Source organism: Pseudomonas sp. 13B_2.1_Bac1 (assembly GCF_025466155.1).
Classification (GTDB): domain Bacteria; phylum Pseudomonadota; class Gammaproteobacteria; order Pseudomonadales; family Pseudomonadaceae; genus Aquipseudomonas; species Aquipseudomonas aylmerensis.
The window spans coordinates 20,105-43,671 of sequence record NZ_JANLOH010000051.1; the positions used below are offsets into that span (position 1 = coordinate 20,105).

20 protein-coding genes are annotated in these 23,567 nt (G+C 62.5%); 6 read left to right on the forward strand and 14 right to left on the reverse strand.

Annotated features, from left to right (window positions below; genetic code table 11):
• Window positions 1-277: 277 nt before the first annotated feature.
• From NTD80_RS12170 to leuS, 5 genes are all read right to left on the reverse strand, one after another.
• Window positions 278-1,603 carry a lytic murein transglycosylase gene (locus NTD80_RS12170; RefSeq protein ID WP_120450090.1) on the reverse strand — a complete coding sequence of 442 codons (1,326 nt, stop codon included), beginning with the start codon at window positions 1,601-1,603 and terminating at the stop codon, window positions 278-280.
• 61 nt (window positions 1,604-1,664) lie between these two features.
• The gene (gene arfA / locus NTD80_RS12175; RefSeq protein WP_003176285.1) at window positions 1,665-1,829 is read right to left on the reverse strand and encodes an alternative ribosome rescue factor ArfA; all 165 of its coding nucleotides are present in this window, start codon (window positions 1,827-1,829) and stop codon (window positions 1,665-1,667) included.
• A 177-nt stretch (window positions 1,830-2,006) separates the two neighbouring features.
• Complete coding sequence (gene holA, locus NTD80_RS12180) at window positions 2,007-3,044, reverse strand: DNA polymerase III subunit delta (protein ID WP_262133764.1); 1,038 nt, start codon at window positions 3,042-3,044, stop codon at window positions 2,007-2,009.
• 39 nt (window positions 3,045-3,083) lie between these two features.
• Window positions 3,084-3,689, reverse strand: a complete 606-nt coding sequence (lptE, locus tag NTD80_RS12185; protein ID WP_106802538.1) for an LPS assembly lipoprotein LptE — start codon at window positions 3,687-3,689, stop codon at window positions 3,084-3,086.
• 88 nt (window positions 3,690-3,777) lie between these two features.
• Window positions 3,778-6,384: a leucine--tRNA ligase gene (gene leuS / locus NTD80_RS12190; protein ID WP_262133767.1), complete on the reverse strand. Its 2,607-nt coding sequence runs from the start codon at window positions 6,382-6,384 to the stop codon at window positions 3,778-3,780.
• Between the two features lie 262 nt (window positions 6,385-6,646).
• Between leuS and NTD80_RS12195 the strand changes: the two genes are divergently transcribed.
• A complete protein-coding gene (locus tag NTD80_RS12195) occupies window positions 6,647-6,964 on the forward strand; it encodes a hypothetical protein (RefSeq protein WP_065910089.1) in 318 nt (105 codons plus the stop codon).
• 99 nt (window positions 6,965-7,063) lie between these two features.
• Window positions 7,064-7,825 (forward strand): YdcF family protein, encoded by a 762-nt coding sequence (locus tag NTD80_RS12200; RefSeq protein WP_120450081.1) that lies wholly within the window; start codon window positions 7,064-7,066, stop codon window positions 7,823-7,825.
• Between the two features lie 121 nt (window positions 7,826-7,946).
• Here the strand turns inward: NTD80_RS12200 and lnt are convergent, their stop codons facing one another.
• The 5 genes from lnt to miaB form a co-directional block, all read right to left on the reverse strand.
• A complete protein-coding gene (gene lnt / locus NTD80_RS12205; RefSeq protein WP_065910093.1) occupies window positions 7,947-9,470 on the reverse strand; it encodes an apolipoprotein N-acyltransferase in 1,524 nt (507 codons plus the stop codon).
• A gap of 8 nt (window positions 9,471-9,478) precedes the next feature.
• Window positions 9,479-10,318, reverse strand: a complete 840-nt coding sequence (locus NTD80_RS12210; protein WP_015373027.1) for an HlyC/CorC family transporter — start codon at window positions 10,316-10,318, stop codon at window positions 9,479-9,481.
• Between the two features lie 42 nt (window positions 10,319-10,360).
• Complete coding sequence (gene ybeY / locus NTD80_RS12215) at window positions 10,361-10,819, reverse strand: rRNA maturation RNase YbeY (RefSeq protein ID WP_120450077.1); 459 nt, start codon at window positions 10,817-10,819, stop codon at window positions 10,361-10,363.
• Window positions 10,812-11,816, reverse strand: coding sequence for a PhoH family protein (locus tag NTD80_RS12220; RefSeq protein WP_065910097.1), 1,005 nt, complete (start codon window positions 11,814-11,816; stop codon window positions 10,812-10,814). Before NTD80_RS12220 ends, ybeY begins: the two co-directional genes overlap by 8 nt.
• A 226-nt stretch (window positions 11,817-12,042) precedes the next feature.
• Entirely contained in the window at window positions 12,043-13,371 is a 1,329-nt protein-coding gene (miaB, locus tag NTD80_RS12225; RefSeq protein WP_262133772.1) for a tRNA (N6-isopentenyl adenosine(37)-C2)-methylthiotransferase MiaB, read from the reverse strand.
• 131 nt (window positions 13,372-13,502) lie between these two features.
• Here miaB and NTD80_RS12230 point away from each other — a divergent pair, with 131 nt between their 5' ends.
• Window positions 13,503-13,829, forward strand: a complete 327-nt coding sequence (locus NTD80_RS12230) for a DUF1820 family protein (protein WP_065910336.1) — start codon at window positions 13,503-13,505, stop codon at window positions 13,827-13,829.
• Window positions 13,830-13,958: 129 nt separating this feature from the next.
• On the opposite strand, the gene NTD80_RS12235 is transcribed toward NTD80_RS12230, so the two are convergent.
• The 4 genes from NTD80_RS12235 to NTD80_RS12250 form a co-directional block, all read right to left on the reverse strand.
• Window positions 13,959-14,513 (reverse strand): tetratricopeptide repeat protein, encoded by a 555-nt coding sequence (locus NTD80_RS12235; RefSeq protein WP_065910101.1) that lies wholly within the window; start codon window positions 14,511-14,513, stop codon window positions 13,959-13,961.
• A gap of 225 nt (window positions 14,514-14,738) precedes the next feature.
• Window positions 14,739-16,022 (reverse strand): glutamate-1-semialdehyde 2,1-aminomutase, encoded by a 1,284-nt coding sequence (gene hemL, locus NTD80_RS12240; protein WP_262133774.1) that lies wholly within the window; start codon window positions 16,020-16,022, stop codon window positions 14,739-14,741.
• 11 nt (window positions 16,023-16,033) lie between these two features.
• Complete coding sequence (thiE, locus tag NTD80_RS12245) at window positions 16,034-16,663, reverse strand: thiamine phosphate synthase (RefSeq protein ID WP_065910105.1); 630 nt, start codon at window positions 16,661-16,663, stop codon at window positions 16,034-16,036.
• A 27-nt stretch (window positions 16,664-16,690) separates the two neighbouring features.
• Complete coding sequence (locus NTD80_RS12250) at window positions 16,691-17,488, reverse strand: hydroxymethylpyrimidine/phosphomethylpyrimidine kinase (RefSeq protein WP_049711392.1); 798 nt, start codon at window positions 17,486-17,488, stop codon at window positions 16,691-16,693.
• 275 nt (window positions 17,489-17,763) lie between these two features.
• Here NTD80_RS12250 and NTD80_RS12255 point away from each other — a divergent pair, with 275 nt between their 5' ends.
• The 3 genes from NTD80_RS12255 (at window position 17,764) to amn (ending at window position 23,519) form a co-directional block, all read left to right on the forward strand.
• On the forward strand, window positions 17,764-20,154 hold the full coding sequence (locus NTD80_RS12255; RefSeq protein WP_262133778.1) for a hybrid sensor histidine kinase/response regulator: 2,391 nt from the start codon (window positions 17,764-17,766) through the stop codon (window positions 20,152-20,154).
• 69 nt (window positions 20,155-20,223) lie between these two features.
• On the forward strand, window positions 20,224-21,873 hold the full coding sequence (locus NTD80_RS12260; protein ID WP_262133779.1) for an acyl-CoA dehydrogenase family protein: 1,650 nt from the start codon (window positions 20,224-20,226) through the stop codon (window positions 21,871-21,873).
• A gap of 173 nt (window positions 21,874-22,046) precedes the next feature.
• The gene (gene amn / locus NTD80_RS12265; protein ID WP_161630243.1) at window positions 22,047-23,519 is read left to right on the forward strand and encodes an AMP nucleosidase; all 1,473 of its coding nucleotides are present in this window, start codon (window positions 22,047-22,049) and stop codon (window positions 23,517-23,519) included.
• Window positions 23,520-23,567 lie beyond the last annotated feature (48 nt).

The window sequence follows — 23,567 nt, forward strand, 5'->3', positions numbered from 1 at the left end:
TACGACGCCCTACCGGGTCTGCAGTGACTTCAGCAGTTTCACTGGCGGATAGCCATCCCCCGGCCAGCCAGTTCCCACATTTGGAATGCATTCCCCTGTGGGAGCTGGCTTGCCTGCGATAGCGGTAGTTGCCTTACGACGCCCTACCGGGTCTGCAGTGACTTCAGCAGTTTCACTGGCGGATAGCCATCCCCCGGCCAGCCAGCTCCCACATTTGGAATGCATTCCCCTGTGGGAGCTGGCTTGCCTGCGATAGCGGTAGTTGCCTTACGACGCTCTACCGGTTCTGCAGCGACTCCAGCAGTTTTACCGTCGGATAGCCATCCGCCGGCCAGCCCAGCGCCTGCTGGGCTGCACGAATCGCCTTGCGCGTGTTGGCGCCGATGATGCCGTCCGGGTTGCCGGCGTCATAGCCTTTGGCGCTCAGCGCCGTCTGCAGGTCTATGCGCTGGGAGCGACTCAGCGGCAGCTCATCCTTGGGCCAATCGCCACGAATCACACCGCCGCCGGCGAAGCGCTCCGACAGCAGCCCCACCGCCAATGCATAGGACGACGAGTTGTTGTACTTGAGGATCGCGCGGAAGTTATCCAGCACCAGGAACGCCGGCCCACGGTAGCCGGCCGGCAGCAGCAGGGCGGCGGATAACGAGTCGACGTTCGGTGGCAGGCTCGCGCCCGGTGGCAACTGAATCCCCAACTTCAGCCAGTCGGCCACGCTTTTGCGGATGCCGCCATCGGCCAGTGCATAGTCGAAGTTCGCCGGCAATTGCTTGACTTCAAAGCCCCACGGCTGGCCTTTCTGCCAGCCGGAGCTTTGCAGGTAATGCGCGGTGGAGGCGAGGGCATCGGCCGGGCTGTTCCAGATGTCGCGGCGACCGTCGCCGTCGAAGTCCACGGCGTGGGTATTGTAGGTCGTCGGGATAAACTGGGTCTGACCCATGGCGCCGGCCCAGGAGCCTTTCATCTGGTCGGCCTGGATATCGCCGTGCTGGATGATCTGCAGCGCCGCGAGTAATTGCGCCTGGGCAAAGGCCGGGCGACGGCCTTCATAGGCGAGGGTCGCCAGGGAGCGGATCACGGAGTTGTTGCCCTGGAACTGGCCGAAGTTACTCTCCATGCCCCACACCGATACCAGCGCCTGACGGTCGACGCCGTAGCGTTGTTCGATGCTTTGCAGGATGTCGGCGTACTTGATCAGCAGCGCCTGGCCATTGCGCACCCGCACCGGAGACAGCGCGCCGTCGAGGTATTCCCACACCGGACGGGAAAATTCCGGCTGGCTGCGGTCGGCACGAATCACGGCCATGTCGGGGGTGACATTGGCGAAGGCATTGTCGAACACGGCGGCAGTGATGCCGGCCTGCAGGGCTTGCACACGAAAGCCAGCCTGCCATTCAGCAAAGGTCTGGGTCGGTTGGATATCGAGGTTGTCCACGGCCAGCGGGGCGACGACGGCGGGCGCTGCGACAGGGGCGGTCTGGAGCGTCGGCAGGGGCTGGGCGTCAGCAGCGGTGGGTTTTTCCGCGCAGGCGACAAGCAGAATGAGGCTGGAGGCAGCGATCAATTGGCGAAGGTGCCAACGACGGGAAAGACTAGAGGGCATGCACAGGTCCAGGGATTACAAATCAGGTGCAGACCTTATCATGCCAGAGGGGCGCTTGCCTTCAGGCAGCCAGAAAGTAAGAAGCCTCCCAGCTATTAGACTGGAAGGCTTCGCGGCGGTAGCTGCCTTTGCCCTTGCCGGCGCGTTCCTGACGGCTGCGGAACAGTGGCTGGGCGATGATGGATTTGGCCTTGTTGGGGCCATGCTTGGATGGCTTTTTGCTCATGATCGGTACTCTCGTGGGGTGGGGCAACGGCGCAAATAATCTGCCGAAGTTGCGCCGCTGTAAAGCCCGCTGATATGTCAGACCGTGCGCCATAACTTGTAGGAGCCGATTGGTGGGCGATGGCGTTCTTGGGGTCACGGCTGCCTTCAAGGGGCTCATTGCCTACAGGGCGCTGGGTTATTCGGCAGGCAATGTCAGGCGCTGGCCGGCCATCAACAGCGACAGGCGACTCAGGCTCATCCATGGCGAACCGGCCGCTTGGCCCTTGATCTGCGCATCGATGCGCTGCGCTTCCAGCAGCAGTTGCGCCCAGCGTTGCGCCGAGTGCCGTTGCAGGGCTTTGCTCATCAGGGGTTTGCGCTTGTCCCACACCGGCGGCCGGGCCTGGCTGAAGCATTTGTCCAGCGGCGTGCCCTGGCTGTATTGCAGGGAGATATTGGCCAGTACCCGCAGTTCGCGGGCCAGCGCCCAGAGAATCACCGGTGGCTCGACACCTTCGCCGCGCAGGCCTTCGAGCATGCGCAGGGCGTGGGCGGGTTCACCGTTGAGGATCGCGTCCACCAGCCCGAACACGTCAAAACGCGCACTGTCGGCCACGGCGCCCTGGACGGTCTCGACGGTAATCTGCCCGTCTTCGGCCATCAGCTTGAGCTTCTCGATCTCCTGGGCGGCGGCAAGCAGGTTGCCTTCCACGCGGGCGGCGATCAGCTCCACGGCGTCCTGGGTCGCCGACAGGCCGGATTGGGACAGGCGCTGGCGAATCCATTGCGGCAACTGGTTGCCGTCCACCGGCCAGATCTGGATGAACTGGGTTTGCGCCCCTTCCACCAGGGCCTTGCCCCACTTGGTTTTCTGCGCGCTGCCGTCAAGCTTGGGCAGGCTGATCAACAGCACCGTGTCCTCGGCGGGGCGCGAGCAGTATTCCATCAGGGCGGCCGCGCCTTTGTCGCCGGGCTTGCCCGAAGGCAGGCGCAGTTCCAGCAGGCGCTTTTCGGCAAACAGCGACATGCTCGCGCCGGCTTGCAGCAACGTGCCCCAGTCGAAACTGGCGTCGGCGCTGAAGACCTGGCGTTCATCGAAGCCTTGCTGGCGTGCGGCGGTGCGAATGGCGTCGGCGGCTTCCTGGCACAGCAGCGGGTCATCCCCGCTGACAATGTAGACAGGCGCGAGGCCACCTTGCAGGTGTTTGGCGAGTTGGGCGGGGGCGAGTTTCATAGGCAGGGCGAACGGGGCGCCTGGGGCGCCCCGTCGGGCTTACTCGACTGGGACTTCAACAGGCGACTGTTTCGGCGTGTTGTCTTCGTACTCTTGCGCCGCTTTCAGCGCGTCGGCATCGGCCTTGGCCTTGTCGTCAGCGCGTTGTTGCAAGGTCGCGAGTTGTTCCGGGGTGATCATCGACAGGCGCAGGACCATGCGCTGTACCAGCTCACGACGCATTTCCTTGCGCACCTGGATGATTTCGGAGTCCGAGCCCACGAGGTTGTTGCCGTCGTGGCTGACGATTTTCTGCACCTGGATGTCGTCACTCATCAAAGGCAGGTGATCGCGACCCTGGACTTCAAAGCTGAGCATGGTGCTCAGTTCGATGTCGGAAGCACGGCCGGCGCTGGCGTAGCTCAGGTTGCGCTGGGTCTCTTTTTCATTGGCCAGGAACAGCTTGTAGGTCGCGCCGGTGTAGACGTGAACGCCGCTGTTTTCCAGGACTTGACGCAGCTGGGTGACGGTTTCGCTGTAGGCGTCGCGGGCGCTGACGTCCAGTTCCTTGATCGCCAGTTCGTTGGTGCCGGTACCGCGCAGCTGGAAGCCGCAAGCGCTCAGCAGCACGGCGAGGCCCATAACCAGCAGGTTGCGTTTGATCATTTTGTTGCTCCCCTTGAAACCATGTGGGCCTTATCGAGGCCCTGAAGGCTTTGTTCGGCGCAGGGCTCAAGCCCTGCGCCCGATCCGATTAGCTAGCGACGATGTTGACCAGTTTGCCAGGCACCACGATCACTTTGCGGATCGTCAGGCCTTCGGTAAAGCGCAGCACGTTCTCGTTGACGCGTGCGACTGCTTCGACTTCCTCGCGAGTAGCGGTGGCCGGCATGTCGATCTGGCCACGCAGCTTGCCGTTGACCTGGATCACCAGCTGCAGCGTGTCCTGTACCAGGGCGCTGTCGTCCTGCACCGGCCAGCGCGCATCGATCACCGCGTCGCTGTGACCCAGGCGGCTCCACAGGTCGTGGCTGATGTGCGGGGTGATCGGCGCGAGCAGCAGGGTGACTGTTTCCAGGCCTTCCTGCACCAGCGCGCGGTCCTGTTCGGTGACCTGTGGGGCTTTTTCCAGCACGTTCATCAGCGTCATCACCTGGGCGATGGCGGTGTTGAACTTGTGGTTCTGGCCCACGTCCTGGCTGGCTTGCTTGATTGCCAGGTGGGTGCTGCGGCGAATGGCTTTCTGCTCGTCGCTCAGTGCTGCGACATCCAGCTTGCCCGGCAGGCCCTGGCTGATGTGGGCATGCGCCAAGCGCCAGACGCGCTTGAGGAAACGGTGCGAACCTTCGACGCCGGAGTCGGACCATTCGGCGCTCATGTCAGGCGGCGAGGCGAACATCATGAACAGGCGGCAGGTGTCGGCACCGAACTGGTCGATCATCGACTGGGGGTCGACGCCGTTGTTCTTCGACTTGGCCATCTTCTCGGTGCCGCCGATTTCCACCGGCAGGCCGTCGGCGATCAGCTTGGCGCTGATGACCTTGGCTTTGCTGTCGCGCTCGAGCTCGACGTCGGCCGGGTTGAACCAGGTGTAGGCGCCGTTGGCTTCGCGGCGATAGTAGGTCTCGGCGACCACCATGCCCTGGGTCAGCAGGTTCTTGAACGGCTCATCGGAGCTCACCAGGCCTTCGTCGCGCATCAGCTTGTGGAAGAAGCGCGCGTACAGCAGGTGAAGAATGGCGTGTTCGATACCGCCGATGTACTGGTCTACCGGCAGCCAGTGGTCGGCCGCGGATTTTTCCACCAGGCCGCCTTCATAGTGCGGCGAAGCGTAGCGTGCGTAGTACCACGAGGACTCGACGAAGGTGTCCATGGTGTCGGTTTCACGCTTGGCAGGCTGGCCGCATTTCGGGCAGCTGCACTCGTAGAACTCGGGCATGCGCGCCAGGGGCGAGCCAGCGCCGTCCGGCACCACGTCTTCCGGCAGGACGACCGGCAGTTGGTCTTCCGGCACGGGGACGTCACCGCAGCTGTCGCAGTGGATGATCGGGATCGGGCAGCCCCAGTAGCGCTGGCGGCTGATGCCCCAGTCGCGCAGGCGGAACTGGGTGCGCGAGGCACCGAGGTTTTTCTTCACCAGTGCAACTTCGATCGCGTCGAAAGCGCCCTGGAAGTCCAGGCCGTCAAATTCACCGGAGTTGATCAGTGTGCCGTGCTCGCCGTAGGCGTCGTGCCACGGGGCCGGGTTGGTGTCGCCCGAGCTGGTGCGCACCACGGATTTGATCGGCAGGCTGTATTTGGTGGCGAACTCGAAATCGCGTTCGTCGTGGGCCGGTACTGCCATTACTGCGCCATCGCCGTAATGCATCAGCACGTAGTTGGCGACCCACACCGGCAGTTTTTCGCCGGTCAGCGGGTGCTCGACGAACAGCCCGGTCGGCAGGCCTTTTTTCTCCTGGGTGGCGACGTCGGCTTCGGCCACGCTGCCGCCTTTGCATTCGGCGATGAACGCCTGCAGCTCAGGGTTGTTCTGTGCGGCCTGGGTGGCCAGCGGGTGCTCAGCGGCCACGGCGACGTAGGTCGCGCCCATCAGGGTGTCCGGACGGGTGGTGAAGACTTTGAGTGCGCCCGCTTCGCCGATCGAGTCGACGTTGTACGGGAACTGCACTTCCATGCCCTTGGACTTGCCGATCCAGTTGCGCTGCATGGTCTTGACCTGTTCAGGCCAGCCCGGCAGGTCGTCGAGGCTCGACAACAGTTCATCCGCGTAGGCGGTGATCTTGAAGTAGTACATCGGGATTTCGCGCTTTTCGATCAGCGCGCCGGAGCGCCAGCCGCGACCGTCGATCACCTGCTCGTTGGCCAGTACGGTCTGGTCGAGCGGGTCCCAGTTCACGGTGCCGCTCTTCTTGTAGATCACACCTTTTTCGAACAGGCGCGTGAACAGCCATTGTTCCCAGCGGTAGTAATCCGGCTTGCAGGTGGTCACTTCGCGAGACCAGTCCACCGCCAGGCCCAGGCTGCGCAGCTGGGTCTTCATGTAGGCGATGTTTTCGTAGGTCCACTTGGCGGGCGCCACGTTGTTTTTCATCGCGGCGTTTTCTGCCGGCATGCCGAAGGCGTCCCAACCCATGGGTTGCAGGACGTTCTTGCCTTGCATGCGCTGGTAGCGCGAGATGACGTCGCCGATGGTGTAGTTACGCACGTGCCCCATGTGTAGCTTGCCGCTGGGGTAAGGGAACATCGATAGGCAGTAGTAAGTCTCCTTGCCTGGCTGTTCACTGACTTCAAAGGACTTTTGCTCGTCCCAGAAGGTTTGGGCGGCATTTTCTATTTCACGGGGCTGATATTGTTCGTGCATGGCTACTTTTGAACTGAATAGGGGTGGCCTAATCCTCTTCGGTGCACTGTCCGGGTTGTTCGACACCAAAAAGCGGCGCGTCCGTGCCCAAACCCTGCGGGAAGTGGAGTTACAGGAAGCGCCGTAGCATACATGACCCCACTCTATCGAGGGAAACCCTGATTGCGCAGGCAGGGCCGTCTGTCGCGGCGCCGGGCAGGTGCAGCCACTAGGACTACGCTGTTTATTGGGGAATGAGTCATATCTTCAATGAGGTGAGGGGATGGTTGAATCGCAGCGAATCGCAACGAAACCGGAAATCTACGAAGGACTGATCGACCGATTGGGTCGTGCATTGGATGCAGCGAGAACAGCGGGCCGATTGCGTGATGAACGGCCTGTCGAGTTGGAACTGCGCGGTCTGAGCCGCGCGGAGCTGGAACTGATCAAGGCTTATCTGGAACGAAACGGGCGCAGTGCGCCTCCTTGGGTAGCACCCCCGCCAGCCAAGGAACCCACGCACTCAGCCAAGGTGGTGTGGCTCAAGGACTTGTCGGCCGGTCGCGGCCCGGAAAAGCTCCGGTCCGTCCGCTACAAGTAGTTCATTCCCCCCTGAGCTGCGTTATCGCGTCATGTCAGCGTAAAGATTGTCGCTAAACCCCGTTACACCTTAGGCTTCGGGCATCTATGGAGATGCCCGATGCCTATTCGCTATTTCATTAAACAACTGCTCTTGCCGCCCGGCATCCTCTTGCTGTTGCTGGCGCTTGCCTGGTGGTTTCGTCGCAGCCGCCCACGCTTGGCCGGTGTCTGTTTTGCCCTCGGATTGGGCGGCATGTGGTTGATCAGCCTGCCGGTGATGGTGGAGTGGGGCGCCCGTGCGCTGGAGACCGAACCGCCGCTGGCGCGGGAAGACTGGTCGACCCTGGCCCAGCGCGCCGATGCCATTGTGGTGCTGGGCTCGGGCCGCGAGCGCGGTGACCCGGCATGGGGCGCCGATCAGCCGACCGGTATCGGCCTGGAGCGCCAGCGCTATGCCGCGCGCCTGGCCAAGGCGTCCGGGTTGCCGGTGCTGACCACCGGGGGCCTGCATTACGGCACGCCGCCCAGCGAGGCCGAGTTGATGGCGGTGTCGATGCACGACGACTTCGGCGTAACGGTGCGCTGGAAGGAAGAACGCAGCCGTACTACCTGGGAAAATGCGCAAATGAGTGCCGAGATATTGCTGCCCGAAGGCATCAAGCGCGTGGTGGTGGTGACCCAGGCCTGGCACATGCCGCGCTCGGTGTGGAGCTTTGAAAAGGCTGGCTTTACCGTGGTCCCGGCGCCGGTAGGCTTCCTGGGCGTGGACAATGCCCGGCCGCTGGGCGGTTGGATGCCGGAATTCAAGTCGGTGTGGCAGAGCGGACAGTTGATCAACGAGGCGGTGGGGCAGGTGGGTTATCGGTTGTTCTACCGCTAGCGCCGCCCTGCAAATGTGGGAGCGGGCTTGCTCGCGAAGGCGTTGGTTCAGCCAACAGCTACGTTGACTGATACACCGCCTTCGCGAGCAAGCCCGCTCCCACATTGTTTTGTCGTGCCTGTCAGACCGTCTTGGCCATCCGGCTCGCCAGCAGCGCCCAGCCAAACAGCCCCAGGCACAGGATGATCAACGGCCACGAGCGCCATTGCAGGTACGGCGTGAGGTTGTGCATCGGCACCACTTCGCCGTAGAGAATGCCGCGCTCGAATTGCGGGATCTGTGCAGTGATCTGCCCGAACGGGTTGATCAGTCCGGTCACGCCATTGTTGGTGGCGCGGATCATCCAGCGACCCGCCTCCAGCGCGCGCATCTGCGCCATCTGCAGATGCTGCAGTGGGCCGATGGAGCGGCCAAACCAGGTGTCATTGCTGATGGTCAGCAGCAAGTCGCTCTGGGCCGACAGGCCGGCGGCAAATTCCGGGTACACCACTTCGTAGCACACGAACGGCGCGATCTGATAGCCCTTGGCTTGCAGCATCGCCTGGTCGGCGGGGCCGCGGGCGAAGTCCGACATCGGCAGGTCGAAGAAGGCGATCAGCCCGCGCAGCATGTCCTGCAGCGGTACATACTCGCCGAAGGGCACCAGCTTCTGCTTCAGGTAGGTGCCGTCGCCTTCGCCCACCACGGTGACGCCATTGAAATAGCGCTTCTGGTGGTGCACTTCCTGGCGGATCGGAACGCCGGTGATCAGTGCGGTGTGCCGGTCGGCGGCGAACTTGCCCATCATCCCCAGGTAGCCCTCGACGGATTCCTTGAGTACCGGCACCGCGGTTTCCGGCCACACCAGCAGGTCCACGGGCTTGGAGCTGAAGCTCATGTCGCGGTACAGCGCGAGCTGCGCATTGAGCTGCTCGGGGTCCCATTTCATGCTTTGTTCGACGTTGCCCTGGATGGCGGCCACGCTCAGCGGCGCGCCGGAAGGCGCAGTCCAGGCGTGATGCTTGAGGGCAAGGCCGATAGCCCAGGGGGCGACCAGCAACACCAGGCCCGCGCCGATAAAGGCATTGCGCTTGCTCGCCAGCAGGCGGGGCAGGTTGCACAACAGGGCCGCCGTCAGCGCCAGGGCAAAGGAAATCAGCCAGATCCCGCCGACAGGAGCGAGGCCCGTCAGCGGGCCGTCGAGTTGGCTATACCCGGAATACAGCCACGGGAAGCCGGTGAGGAACCAGCCGCGAAAGGCTTCCTGGCCGACCCACAGTGCGGCAAACGTCAGGGCGTCGGCCAGTGGCGCTTCATTGCGACGCAGCCAGCGCGCCCACAACCAGGCGGGCAAGGCGAAGAACCAGGCGATGGCGGCAGTGAACAGCAGCATCAGGAAGCCTGCCAGCAACACCGAGGCACCACCGAAGTGGTGGATGCTGTAGTAGATCCAGCTGGTGCCGGCGCCAAACAGGCCGAAACCGAAACACCAGCCACGGCCCAGGGCCTGGCGTGGTGTCAGCTCCCGCAGACCGATATAGAACAGTCCGACTGCCAGCAGCGCAAACGGCCACAGATCGAACGGCGCCAGCGCCAGGGTGGTGATGGCACCGGCCGCCACGGCCAGCAGGTTACCGGGCCAGCCGGGTGCGATCATACGGCGCATGTCAGTCCTTAACGGGCAATAGGTGTCAGGCGAATCAAGTGAATCCGGCGGCTGTCGGCATTCAGGATGCGGAAGCGGTAGGCGCCGATCTCGGTGGTCTCGTTACGCTTGGGCAAGTGGCCAAACGCACTCATCACCAGGCCGCCGACGGTGTCGAACTCATCGTCGGAGAATTCGCTGTCGAAGAACTCGTTGAAGTTCTCGATCGGCGTCAGCGCCTTGACCAGGAAATCACCGCTGGGCAGCGGCTTGATGTAGCTGTCTTCTTCGACGTCGTGCTCGTCTTCGATGTCGCCGACGATTTGTTCCAGCACGTCTTCAATGGTCACCAGGCCCGCTACACCGCCGTATTCGTCGATCACAATAGCCATGTGATTGTGGTTGGCGCGGAACTCGCGCAACAGCACATTCAGGCGCTTGGATTCGGGCACGAAGGTGGCAGGACGCAGCAGGTCCTTGATGTTGAAGTTGTCGCCGTTCTCCTTGAGGATCAGCGGCAACAGGTCCTTGGCCAGCAGGACACCCATGACGTCGTCATGGCTTTCACCGATCACCGGGTAGCGCGAGTGCGCCGAGTCGATCACGGCCGGGAGAAATTCCCGAGGGGTCTGGGTCGCCTTGATGCTGATCATCTGCGAGCGCGGGACCATGATGTCCCGAACCTGCAGGTCAGCCACCTGGATGGCGCCTTCGACGATGGCCAGCGCTTCGCTGTCCAGCAACTTGTTCTGATGGGCCTCGCGCAGCAGCTCCAGCAGCTCCTGGCGGTTTTTCGGCTCGTGGGCAAAAGCCTGGGTCAGTTTACCCAGCCATGACTTCTGCCCGTTGCTCGATCGGTCTTCGCTCATAGCGATTACTCTAAATCCTTTGATGTTTCAGTTGAGTGTTGATCAGTTTTCGTCGTCTGCATACGGATCGCGGTGACCCAATTCTGCAAGCAACGTTCGTTCCAGTGCTTCCATTTCTTCGGCTTCGTCATCGTCTATATGGTCGTAACCCAAGAGATGCAAGCAGCCGTGGATGACTAGATGGGCCCAATGGGCTTCAAGTTCCTTGCCTTGCTCCTTTGCCTCGCGCTCGACCACTTCGACGCAGATCACCAGGTCGCCCAGCAGCGGGATATCCAGCAATTCGTCGGGGACGTCGGCGGGGAAGGACAGCACGTTGGTCGCGTAATCCTTCTGGCGCCAGGTGTGGTTCAGTTCGCGGCCTTCGGGCTCGTCCACCAGGCGGATGGTCAGCTCCGAATCGGCGGTGCGCTGGCGCAGGGCCAGGGTGCACCATTGACGGAACTGTTCTTCGCTGGGGGCGGGCGCTTCGGTGGCCAGTTGCAGGTCAAGCTCAAGCATCGCGGCGGCTGTCCTTGGCGGGTGCGTCGTCGCGATGATCGAAGCGCTCGTAGGCTTCGACAATGCGCTGCACCAGCGGGTGACGGACCACGTCCTTGGGCATGAAGTGCGTGAAGCTGATACCCGGCACGTCCTTGAGCACCTCGATCACCTGGGCCAGGCCGGACTTGGTGCCCTTGGGCAGGTCGACCTGGGTGACGTCGCCGGTGATCACGGCGGTGGAGCCGAAACCGATGCGGGTGAGGAACATCTTCATCTGCTCGACCGTGGTGTTCTGGCTTTCGTCGAGGATGATGAAGCTGTTGTTCAGCGTACGACCACGCATGTAGGCCAGCGGGGCTATCTCGATCACTTGGCGTTCGATCAGCTTGGCCACGTATTCAAAGCCGAGCATCTCGTACAGCGCGTCGTAGAGCGGGCGCAGGTACGGGTCGATCTTCTGGGCCAGGTCGCCGGGCAGGAAGCCAAGCTTTTCGCCAGCCTCGACCGCCGGTCGCACCAGCAGGATGCGGCGCACTTGTTCACGCTCCAGGGCGTCAACGGCGCAGGCTACCGCCAGGTAGGTCTTGCCGGTACCGGCCGGGCCGATGCCGAAGTTGATGTCGTTGCCGAGGATTTCCTTGACGTAGCGCTGCTGATTCAAGCCGCGCGGGCGAATCATGCCTTTTTTGGTGCGCAGGGCCACGCTGGCTTCGGCCACAGGGTTGTTGGCCAGGTCTTCCACGGCCGATTCCTGCAGGTACAGGTGCACCGTTTCCGGCGACAGCTCACTGCCCTTGGTTTCACGGTAGAGACGGCGCAGCAGGTTTTCTGCGGACGTGGTGTGCTGGGGTTCACCAATGAGCTCGAACTGATTGCCGCGGTTGCGGATCTCGATGCTCAGGCGTTGTTCGATCAGGCGCAGGTGCTCGTCGAACTGTCCGCACAGATTGGCGAAACGGCGAGCCTCAAACGGCTCGAGGAGAAAACGATGGGGTTCTGCTATGGGTGCGTTCAAGGTTGCTTTTAGCCGCCCTTTGGCTGTTTAGGTGAAATAGAGGATAACGCCAGCCGCCGGTGTGCGAAAGCACTTATGTAGGCGGGGTCCACTCTCAGGAACCAAGGCGATCCCTGTGAGGGCTGGCTTGCCGGCGAAGGGGCGGCACATCCAAAAGAGATGCCGCCTGTTTCACCGCTATCGCCGGCAAGCCAGCGCCCACAGTTGAGCTTCGTGTGTCCTGAAGTCAGTTGATCAACGAGCCGCGCAACGAGTGCGGTTGCGCCGCATCGATGTGCACATCGGCAAACTGACCGATCAGCGTGGGATTATCGCAGCGGAAGTTGACGATTCGGTTGTTCTCGGTACGGCCCTGCAATTCGCCCGGGTCTTTTTTCGAGTAGTCGGTGACCAGGATGCGCTGGGTTGAGCCGACCATTTGTCGGCTGATCTCGAAACCCTGCTGGTTCAAGCGATGTTGCAGGGCATTCAGGCGCTCTTTTTTCAGCGCTTCCGGGGTTTCGTCCAGCAGGTCCGCCGCTGGGGTGCCCGGGCGCTGGCTGTAGACGAACGAGTAGGAGAAGTCGAAACCGACGTCTTCGATCAGCTTCATGGTCTGCTGGAAGTCTTTTTCGGTTTCGCCAGGGAAGCCGACGATAAAGTCCGAGCTGATGCAGATACCCGGCACCGCCGCGCGCAGCTTGCGCAGTTTGGATTTGTATTCCAGCGCGGTGTGGTTGCGTTTCATCGCCGAGAGGATGCGGTCCGAGCCCGATTGCACCGGCAAATGCAGGTGTTTGACCAGTTCCGGCACTTCGGCGTGAGCCTGGATCAGGCTGTCGGAGAACTCCAGCGGGTGCGAGGTGGTGTAGCGAATACGCTCGATGCCGTCGACGGCGGCGACCACCCGGATCAGCTCGGCCAGGTCGGCCAGGCGCCCGTCGTGGGTCAGGCCGCGATAGCCGTTGACGTTCTGGCCCAGCAAGGTCACTTCGCGCACGCCGTTTTCGGCGAGGTGGATGATTTCCGACATCACGTCGTCAAACGGCCGGCTGACTTCTTCACCTCGGGTGTAGGGCACCACGCAGAAAGTGCAGTACTTGCTGCAGCCTTCCATCACCGACACGTAGGCACTCGGCCCGTCGATGCGCGGCTCGGGCAAGTGGTCGAACTTTTCGATTTCCGGGAACGAGACATCGACCTGCGGCAGCTTGGTGAAGCGTGCGGCGTCGATCATTTCCGGCAGGCGGTGCAAGGTTTGCGGGCCGAACACCACGTCCACATAGGGCGCGCGGTCGCGGATCGCCGCACCTTCCTGGCTCGCCACGCAACCGCCGACGGCGATCACCATGTCCGGGTTGGCCAGTTTCAATTCGCGCCAGCGGCCCAGCTGCGAGTACACCCGATCCTGGGCTCGCTCGCGGATCGAGCAGGTATTGAGCAGGATCACGTCGGCATCTTCGGCGCGGGCGGTGACTTCCAGGGCCTGGTGTTCACCCAGCAGATCGACCATGCGCGAGCTGTCGTACTCGTTCATCTGGCAACCGTGGGTTTCGATATAGAGCTTCTTGGCCATGGGGATCGTCAACTGGTGGTAAAGAACCGCGCATTATAGGGGGCATGCCCATTGGTTCCTAGCGTTGTGCATCGGGTGCCATGCTATAGTTCGCGCCCTCTTTTATATCCCCGATGTGTTATTCGCCCACCATGACCAAACGTGAAGCTCCAATCTATAAGGTGATTTTCCTTAACCAGGGCCAGGTGTTCGAAATGTACGCCAAGCAGATCTATCAAAGTGATCTGTGGGGCTTCCTGGAAGTGGAAGAGTTCGTCTTTGGCGAGCGCACCCAGTTGGTCGTCGACCCGGGCGAGGAAAAACTCAAGGCGCAGTTTGAAGGCGTGGTGCGCAGTTTTGTGCCGATGCATTCGATTGTGCGCATCGATGAAGTCGAGCGCCTGGGCACGCCGAAGATCAGCGAAGCCCGGGGCGTGAGCAATGTCATGCCGTTTCCGGTGCCGATGCCTGAAAAGTAGGGCTTAAGACCGCGCCGACCCCTTCGCAAGCAAGCCCGCTCCCACATTCGACCGAGTTCCACCTTTGGAATACAGTCGAATGTGGGAGCGGGCTTGCTCGCGAAGGCGACAGTAAAGGCGCTACAAAACTCAGGGCAGTGGCGAGAATGGCGATCTGCCATCTGCGCTCTGCAGTTCCTGCAGGTAGTTGCGGAAAATCTGGCCCAGCACCTGGGTCGCGGTTTCCAGTTCATTGCGCTGCATGTGCTCGGCGACTTCGTCTGCAGTGTCCAGCGCGTCTTCGGCGCCGTTGACCGCCGCCATCTTCAGCACGATATACGCCTGAACGTTATTGGCCGGCACACCTTCACCTTTGAAGAACATGGTGCCGAGCTGGAATTGCGCCTGCGCGTGGCCCTGCAGCGAGGCTTTCTCGAAGTAACTCAAGGCTTTGTTGAGGTCGCGGGCGGGGTTCTTGCTGTCGTGGTAGTACTCGCCCAACTCGTATTGCGCCTGCGCATCCCCACCGTCGGCCTGTTTCTGGCACGCGCTCAGGGCTTCGGCCTGGCTGTCTGGCTGGGTATTGAGGGTGCAACGACCCATCGCTGGGATTAACAACGAGTTGCCGCCTGCTTGTGCATGTGCCAGCAGCGGCTGAAGGAGCAACAGGCAGCCCAGAACCAGGGTGCGGCCGGTGCGTTTCATGGGAATCGACTTACCTCTGACGGGGCGCGCGGATCCTCGGGGGATCCAATAAGCGCGCATTATGAAATAAGCAGGCCTCTGCTTACAAAGTCTTTACTCGTTTTTCTGCTGGTTGGGCAAGTTATCTGCCGGATTGCAGGTGGTTTCTCGAAAAAACTCGGAAATCTCTGTAAACAAAGTAGCAAATCAGACACCGCTGGGGCGGCGCCTGATTTTTTCCGTCGTTTATTTCAAGGCCGCGAAGGCGCGCTCGGCGGCATCGAGGGTCAGTTTCAGCTCGGCGTCGCCATGGGCGATCGAGGTGAAGCCGGCTTCGAAGGCGCTCGGTGCCAGGTACACGCCGCCTTCGAGCATCAGGTGGAAGAAGCGCTTGAACAGATCGGCATCGCTGCCCATCACGTCATCAAAGGTAACGATGTCATCGGCGCCGCTGAAGTACAGGCCAAACATGCCGCCCGCCTGGGTCGTCACAAACGGGATGCCGGCGGCATCGGCGCGCTGTTGCAGGCCGTCGAGCAGGCGGGTGGTGTAGTCGGTCAGCTCGGCGTGGAAGCCCGGACGGCTGATCAGGCGCAGGGTGGTCAGGCCGGCAGCCATTGCCAGCGGGTTACCCGACAAAGTGCCTGCCTGATACACCGGGCCCAGCGGCGCGATGTGCTGCATGATTTCGCGCTTGCCGCCGAAGCAGCCGACGGGCATGCCGCCGCCGATGATCTTGCCGAAGGTGCTCAAGTCCGGCGTGACGCCGTAGTGCGCCTGTGCGCCGCCGAGTGCAACGCGAAAACCCGTCATCACCTCGTCGAAAATCAGCACTACGCCGTGCTTGTCGCACTGCTCGCGCAGGCCTTCGAGAAAGCCCGGTGCCGGTGGTACGCAGTTCATGTTGCCGGCCACCGGCTCGACGATGATGCACGCCACGTCTTGCCCGACTTCATCGAGCATCTGCGCGACGGCCTCGATGTCGTTGAACGGCAGGGTCAGGGTGTGTTTGGCAAACGCCGCAGGCACGCCGGCCGAGCTGGGTACGCCCTGGGTCAGCGCGCCCGAACCGGCTTTGACCAGCAGGCTGTCGGAGTGACCGTGGTAGCAGCCTTCAAACTTGATGATGCTGTCGCGACCGGTGAAACCACGGGCCAGGCGAATCGCGCTCATGGTGGCTTCGGTGCCGGAGCTGACCATGCGCACCATCTCCATCGACGGCACGATTGAGCACACCAGGTCAGCCATCTCGGTTTCCATGGCGGTCGGCGCACCGTAAGAGAGGCCGTGTTCCAGCTGCTTGCGCACCGCGTCGAGTACGTCCGGGTGGCTGTGGCCGAGGATCATCGGGCCCCAGGAGCCGACGTAGTCGACGTAGCGCTTGTCATCTTCGTCAGTGACGTACGCGCCTTCGGCATGCTTGAAGAACAGCGGCGTGCCGCCCACGCTCTTGAACGCACGCACGGGGGAGTTCACACCGCCGGGGATGTGTTTCTGGGCATTGGCAAACAGGGTTTCGGAACGGGACATGATCGGGCTCTCTAAACTGAATATTTAAGAAGATCGTTGAAGGCGCGGGCGCGACGCGTCACTTCCTGGGTGCTGTCCGCACCGAACAGGCCGTGCACCACGGCCAGCAGGTCAGCGCCATGCGCCACCAGCGGTTCGGCGTTCTCCAGGGTGATGCCGCCGATCACGCAGATCGGCAGCTGCAGGCGCGCGCGGGCCTGGGCGAGCATCGGGACGGTGGCGGCAGAAGCGCCCGGCTTGGTGTTAGACGTGAAGAAGCGGCCGAAGGCGACGTAGCTGGCGCCTTCCTTGGCGGCCTGCTCGGCCAGCTCGATCTGGCTGTGGCAGGTCGCGCCGATGATCGCCTTGGAGCCCAGCAACGCGCGGGCCGGGGTCAGCGGGCCGTCGGTCTGGCCCAGGTGCACGCCGACGCCCAGGCGCGCGGCCAGCTCGGCGTCGTCGTTGATGATCAGTTGGGTCTTGTAGCGCGAGCACAGTTCGCGCAGCTTCTCGGCCTCACGCAGGCGCCGGGCTTCGTCGCTGCTTTTGTCGCGGTACTGCAGCAGGGTCACGCCACCGTCCAGCGCCGCTTCGACGTAGGCGAGGAACTTGCCAGCCAACAGTTGGCTGTCGGTAATGGCATACAGGCCACGTAGTTTCATCGGGCAGGCCCCTTCGAGCAGAAAAAGTTACGAGCAGAAATCCAGCGGCAACCGACGCGGTACGAACTGGCCCTGACCGAGTTGTTCGGCGTCACGCAGGGTGCGCCAAGTGTAGTTGAGGGCCGATTGCACCGCGCTGACCAACCCTTCGCCCTGGGCAATCCGGCCGGCCAGGGCACTGGCAAGCGTGCAGCCCGAACCGTGATAGCTGCCGGGCAAGCGCTGGCAGGTGAAGGTCTGGCGCGTGCCGTCACGGCTGTACAGGCGGTTGTGCACTTCATGCTCGTCGCCATGCCCGCCGGTGATCAGCAGGTGCTTGATGTACGGCAGCAGCTTTTCGGCGCATTCGTCTGCCGTGCCCTCGGGCAGTTCGGCGAGGATGCGCGCTTCGGGCAGGTTCGGCGTGGCAATCAGCGACAGCGGCAACAGCCGCTCGCGCATGGCATAGCCGACTTCGTCCTTGCCCAGGCTGCCACCGCCGCCGGCGCGCAGCACCGGGTCGCAGACGACCGGTAGGTGCGGGTGCGCCTGCAGCAGTTCGACCACGGTGTCGACCATCGCGGTGGAACCGAGCATGCCCAGCTTGACCGCCGCCACTTCGGAGTCGCCGAGCACGGCATTGGCCTGGGCCAGCACCCACTCGCGGTCGAGCACGCGGAAATCGCTGACGTTGACGGTGTTCTGCACGGTCAGGGCGGTGACGGCCGGAGCCGCATGGCAGCCCTGGGCGAGCAGGGCTTCGATATCTGCCTGCAAGCCGGCGCCACCACTGGGATCATGGCCGGAGAGACAGAGGACAACGGGGCGAGAGCTGTAGATATTCATGGTGCGCGAGCTTACCACCAAACGCTTTTTGCGTGGCTGTCGGGTGCGGGTTGAATGTTGCCGTGGTTGTGACGCTTTTTTGGCGCTTTTTCACTCGAGAAAACCCGCTGAAACCCGCGTCCTAGAGCCTTTCAAAAAATTATTTCAATGGTGTCCAATGGCCTTTAGCGGCTATGCTAAAGTGGATCCAAACAACTTAATGTACCGCCGGTGTACGTCTTCTCAAAAGGAATGGGGGGCTTTTGACATAACCGGACACGCCACACTGGGGCTCTATGCGCTATTTGCTGATTTTATTGTTGTGCGGGCTGCCAATGCTCGCCAGCGCCATCGAGTTCAACCAGGACACGCGAAGCCTGCCGCTGGGCCGAGTCATGCAAGTGCTCGAAGACCCCACCGATGCGCTGACCATCGCCGACGTCAGTTCACCCGCCTACGCCGCCCAATTCAAGCCCCATGACAAAGCCACCCTCAACGCCGGCTATTCGCGCTCGGTGTTCTGGCTCAAGGTCGACCTGCATTACCTCGCCAAGGACCCGCGCGCGCCGCGCACCTGGTTTTTGGAGTTGGCCTACCCACCGCTGAATCACCTGGACCTGTACCAGAACGACGGCACCGGCACCTACCGGCTGACCTCCCGCACGGGCAGCGCATTGCCGTTCTCCAGCCGTGAAGTACGCCAGAGCAACTACCTGTTCAAGCTCAACTTTGTGCCCGATCAACAGCAGACGGTCTACCTGCGCCTGCAAAGCGAAGGCTCGATCCAGGCGCCCTTGACGCTGTGGGCCGGCACCGCTTATCTGGAACAACAACCCCTGCGCCTGTCTGTGCTCGGGGTGATCTACGGCGTGCTGCTGGGGATGTTGGTCTACAACCTGTTCATCTACCTGAGCGTGCGCGACACTAGCTACCTCTATTACATCCTTTATATCGCCTCCTTCGGCCTGTACCAGTTGTCGGTCAACGGCGTGGCGGTAGAGTACTTCTGGCCGAACAACCCGTGGTGGGCGAACGCGGCGGTGCCGTTCCTGATCGGCTCGGCGGCGCTGTTCGGCAGCCTGTTCGCCCGCAGTTTCCTGCACACCGCGCAGCACAGCCGCTGGCTCAACCGCATCCTGCTGGGGCTGGCGGCGTGCGGCGCGGTCGTCATGGCGCTGGCGTTGCTGACCAGCTATGCGGTGGCCTTGCGCCTGGCCACCGGCCTGGCGCTGGTGTTTACCGTGACCATCTTCGTGGCTGCCATCAAGGCCTGGTATTGCGGCCAGCGCATGGCGCGGTATTTCATCATCGCCTGGTCGGCGTTCCTGCTCGGTGGGGTGATCAATACCCTGATGGTGCTGGGCTACCTGCCGAATATGTTTCTCACCATGTACGCCAGCCAGATCGGTTCGGCGATCGAAGTGGCGCTGTTGTCCCTGGCGTTGGCCGACCGCATCAATTCCATGCGCGAGCAGCAGGCGCAGATCCTGTTCGATGCCAGCCAGAAGCTTGAAGTGCTCAACCAGCAGTTGGCCCGCAGCAACCGGCTCAAGGATGAATTCCTTGCGACCCTGACCCATGAATTGCGCACGCCGATGAACGGCGTGATCGGCTCCCTCGAACTGATGCAAACCGTGCCGCTGGGCGACGACCTGGCGCAGTACCAGCAAACCGCCGCCGGTTCGGCGCGGGACATGATGCGCATGGTCAACGGCATTCTGACGCTCACTGAGTTGCAAGCCGGACGCCTGACTCCCCAGCCCAAGGTCTTCAGCCTGCGCGGCGCGCTCGACGGTTTGCGCCAGCAATTCAATGCCAGCGCCCAGAGCAAAGGCCTGGCGTTTTCCATCGACGTGGCGGACGAGTTGCCGGACCGCGTGATGGGCGACGCCGACAAACTCCTGCAGTGCCTGGATTGCCTGCTGGACAACGCTTTCAAGTTTACCCATGAGGGCTCGGTGCGCCTGCGGGTGGTGGGCGTGCCGCAGAGTGACGGTGGCGTGCGCTTGAGTTTTATCGTCACCGACACCGGTATCGGCTTCGCTTTCCTCGACGAGGCCACGCTGTACCAGCGTTTCTTCCAGCTCGATGGCTCGACCACCCGCGAATACGGTGGCCTGGGGATTGGCCTGGCGATTTGCCGGCAGTTGATCGAACTGCTGGGCGGGCGCCTCACCCATCACTCCGAGCCGGGCAAGGGCAGTCGCTTCCAGTTGGAGATGCAGGTCAGCCTGGTGGCGCCGGAGCCAAAGCGGCCACCGGATCGGCAGCGTGGCCCGCAGGAGTGCGCGGTGCTGCTGGTGGATGACAACAGCGTGGGCCAGCTGGCTGTACGCGGCATGTTGCTCAAGCTCGGTTACCGGGTAAAAACCGTGGACAGCGGGCCATCCGCATTGGCGAGCCTGCAGGCCGAGACATTCGACGCAGTATTGTTGGATATACCTGAAGGCGGTTTCTCGTTGTGCTGTCAGATTCGTGCACTGCCTGGCTGCGCTGAGTTGCCGGTGATTGCCTTGAGTACGTCGCTGAATGTGTCCGAGCGCGAACATTGCCATGGCATCGGCGTCTCCGAGCGCCTGGCCAAGCCGGTGCGTTTCGACGCTTTGCAGGCGGTGTTGGAGCGTCGATTGTTGGGTCGAGTAGAGGGTGAAAGCGCCGGACATTCGGCGGGTATGCCACTTTTTTAAGCCCGGTGTCGGTGCTTAACTGAAATTCAGGCCTCATATCGACGTGGCCTTTTTTCCAGGAGGCCCGTCATGAACCTGCACTCGTTCGCCGAAACCCACGACGTCACCAACCAGCCGCCATCCCTGGATGGCACCAACCTCTACCGCATCGACCTGCCCCTGCAAGAGTGGTCGCGCCGCTTCGGCGCCGGCTGGGCCGAGACGCGCATCGATGCCTACGGAGAGCTGGCCGGCGGGCCGTTGATGGCGGCCGGGTTCCTGGCGAACCAGAACAAACCGGTGTTCAACAGCCATGACCGTTATGGGCATCGCATCGACCTGGTGGAGTTTCATCCGGCCTACCACGAACTGATGCGCACCGCCGTCGAACACGGCCTGCCGTCGCTGCCGTGGGCCCATCCGCAGTCCGGCGCGCATGTCGCCCGCGCGGCCATGACCTACCTGCACAGCCAGGCCGAAGCCGGCACCGGCTGTCCGTTGACCATGACCTTTGCCTGCGTGCCGGCCCTGCGCCTGCAGCCGGATCTTGCGCAGACCTGGTTGCCGAAAGTCCTCAGCACCGAATACGACCCGCGCAACGTCGGCATCGCCCACAAGGGCGGTGCCACCATCGGCATGGCCATGACCGAGAAACAAGGCGGCACCGACGTGCGCGCCAACACCACACGTGCCTATCCGGTAGGCGCCGGTGGCCCGGGACAGGCCTACGAGCTGGTGGGGCACAAGTGGTTCTGCTCGGCGCCGATGTGCGATGCGTTCCTGACCCTGGCGCAGACTGACAAGGGCCTGACCTGTTTCCTCCTGCCTCGGCACCGCCCGGATGACACGCGCAACGAGTTCTATATCCAGCGCCTGAAAAACAAACTCGGGAATTGCTCCAACGCCTCCAGCGAAGTCGAGTTTCGCGGCGCCCTGGCCTGGATGATCGGCGAAGAGGGCCGTGGCGTACCGACCATCATCGAGATGGTCGCCATGACCCGCTTCGACTGCATGGTCGGCTCCAGTGCCCTGATGCGCCAGGCGTTGACCCAGGCCAGCCATCATTGTGCCCATCGTTCCGTGGGTGGGCGTGTGCTCAGCGAGCAACCGCTGATGCAAAACGTGCTCGCCGACCTGGCCCTGGAAAGCGAAGCCTCGCTGGCCTTGAGCATGCGCATGGGCCGGGCGCTGGATCATCTGGATAATGAGCAGGAAGCCAAGTTCGCCCGGTTGGTGACGGCGGTGGGCAAGTATTGGATCTGCAAGCGTGCGCCGGCGATGATCAACGAAGCCGCCGAGTGCATGGGCGGTGCCGGCTATGTGGAGGACAGCATCCTGCCGCGTCTGTACCGTGAGGCGCCGGTGAATTCCACGTGGGAAGGTTCCGGCAACGTGCAATGCCTGGACGTGCTGCGCGCCCTGTCCAAAGAGCCGGGCGTGCTCGAGGCGCTGTTCGTCGAATTGGGCGACGGGCACGGCGACAGGCGACTGGCGCGGCATATCGAGCAACTGAAGTCGGCGTTCATGGACACCCAGGACATCCAGTACCGCGCGCGGCAAATGACCGAGGACATTGCCGTAGCGCTGCAGGCCAAGCTGCTGCTGGAGGCCGGGAATGCGGCGGTCAGCGATGGCTTCATTGCCAGCCGTCTGGGTGAGTCGTCCGGCCGCGTGTATGGCACCTTGCCGCGGGGTGTCGATGTGGAGGCCATCGTCGCGCGCTCAACCCCTCAAACCTGATCACCCTCCCGTGTACGCGCCGGCTCGCCGGCGATAGCGGCCTTGAGACATGTATTGAATTCAAGGTCCTTATCGCCGGCAAGCCAGCTCCTGCAAGGTAATGTGTTTCCAAATCGGTGTTTCGGTGTGGCCGGGATACAGGCAAGATAAAGGCCTGCACGTCAGAACACAGGATGCTTACCGTGACCGAAGCTTTTGTTGTCGTTCAAACCGCTGAAGAAGCCGTGGATCGGCTGGCGGCTCTGCATGAGCGTGCTACCGGCGCCCTCAACCAAGCCCTCAAGCAATACCTCAAAGACCGCGTCGAACCCGACGCCGAACAACGCGCGCTGTTTCGCTATCCGGAACTGCGCTTGACCTACCACTGCCACGGCGAAGTCCCACAGACCACCCGGGCGTATGCCAAAGTCCAGTTGCCGGGTACCTACAGCGTTACCGTCACCCATCCGGCGGCGTTCCGTAAGTACCTGCTGGAACAACTGGTGCCGCTGATGCATGACTTCACCGTGACGGTGGAAGTCGGCGTCAGCCAACAGAACATCCCGTACCCTTACGTGGTGGAGCAGGGCGACGAACTGGCCGGCTCCGGCGTAACGGCCGCGACCCTCGCCCGAGTGTTCCCCAGCACCGACCTGTCGGCCGCCACCGATGGCATCGCCGATGGCCTGTACGACTGGGAAAACACCGACCCGCTGCCCCTGGCGTTGTTCGACGCGGCGCGCGTGGACTTTTCCCTGCGCCGCCTGGTGCACTACACCGGCAGTGACTGGCGCCATGTGCAGCCGTGGATCCTGCTGACCAACTACCATCGCTATGTCGACCAGTTCATCTTGCATGGCCTGGAGCAACTGCGCAGCGACCCGCGTTTCATCCGCATGGTGCTGCCGGGCAACGTGGTGATCGACAAGAGCATGGACCACGGTGAAGCATCGGCGATTGCCGCCGGCGTGGTGTGGCATCGCTACCAGATGCCGGCCTATCACCTGCAGGCCACTGATGGCCACGGCGTGACCCTGGTGAATATCGGCGTCGGCCCGTCCAACGCCAAGAACATCACCGACCACCTGGCCGTGCTGCGCCCGCATTGCTGGCTGATGATCGGTCACTGCGGCGGCCTGCGCCAATCGCAGACCATCGGTGACTATGTATTGGCCCACGCCTATATGCGCCGCGATGGGATTCTCGACCGCGTGGTACCGCCGAACATCCCGATCCCGGCCCTGGCCGAAGTGCAGCTGGCCTTGCAGCAAGCGGCTGCCAATGTCACCGGGGAGAAAGGCGAAGAGCTGAAAAAACGCCTGCGCACCGGCACCGTGCTGACCTACGACGACCGCAACTGGGAACTGCGTTGGGCCCAGGAACGCCCGTTGATCAACCTGTCCCGCGCAGTGGCCGTGGACATGGAAAGCGGCACCATCGCCGCCCAGGGTTATCGCTTGCGCGTACCGTACGGCACCTTGTTGTGTGTGTCGGACAAACCGCTGCACAGCGAAATCAAGCTGCCGGGTTCGGCCAACGCGTTCTATGAACGTGCGGTCAGCCAGCACTTGAAGATCGGCATCGAGGCGGTCGACCTGTTGCGCACCGAACTCAACTCGCTGCACTCGCGCAAATTGCGCAGCTTCGACGAGCCGCCGTTCCGCTAAGCGGTTGGGATGGTCATTTGGCGGTCAGGCCACTAGCATTGTCGGTCC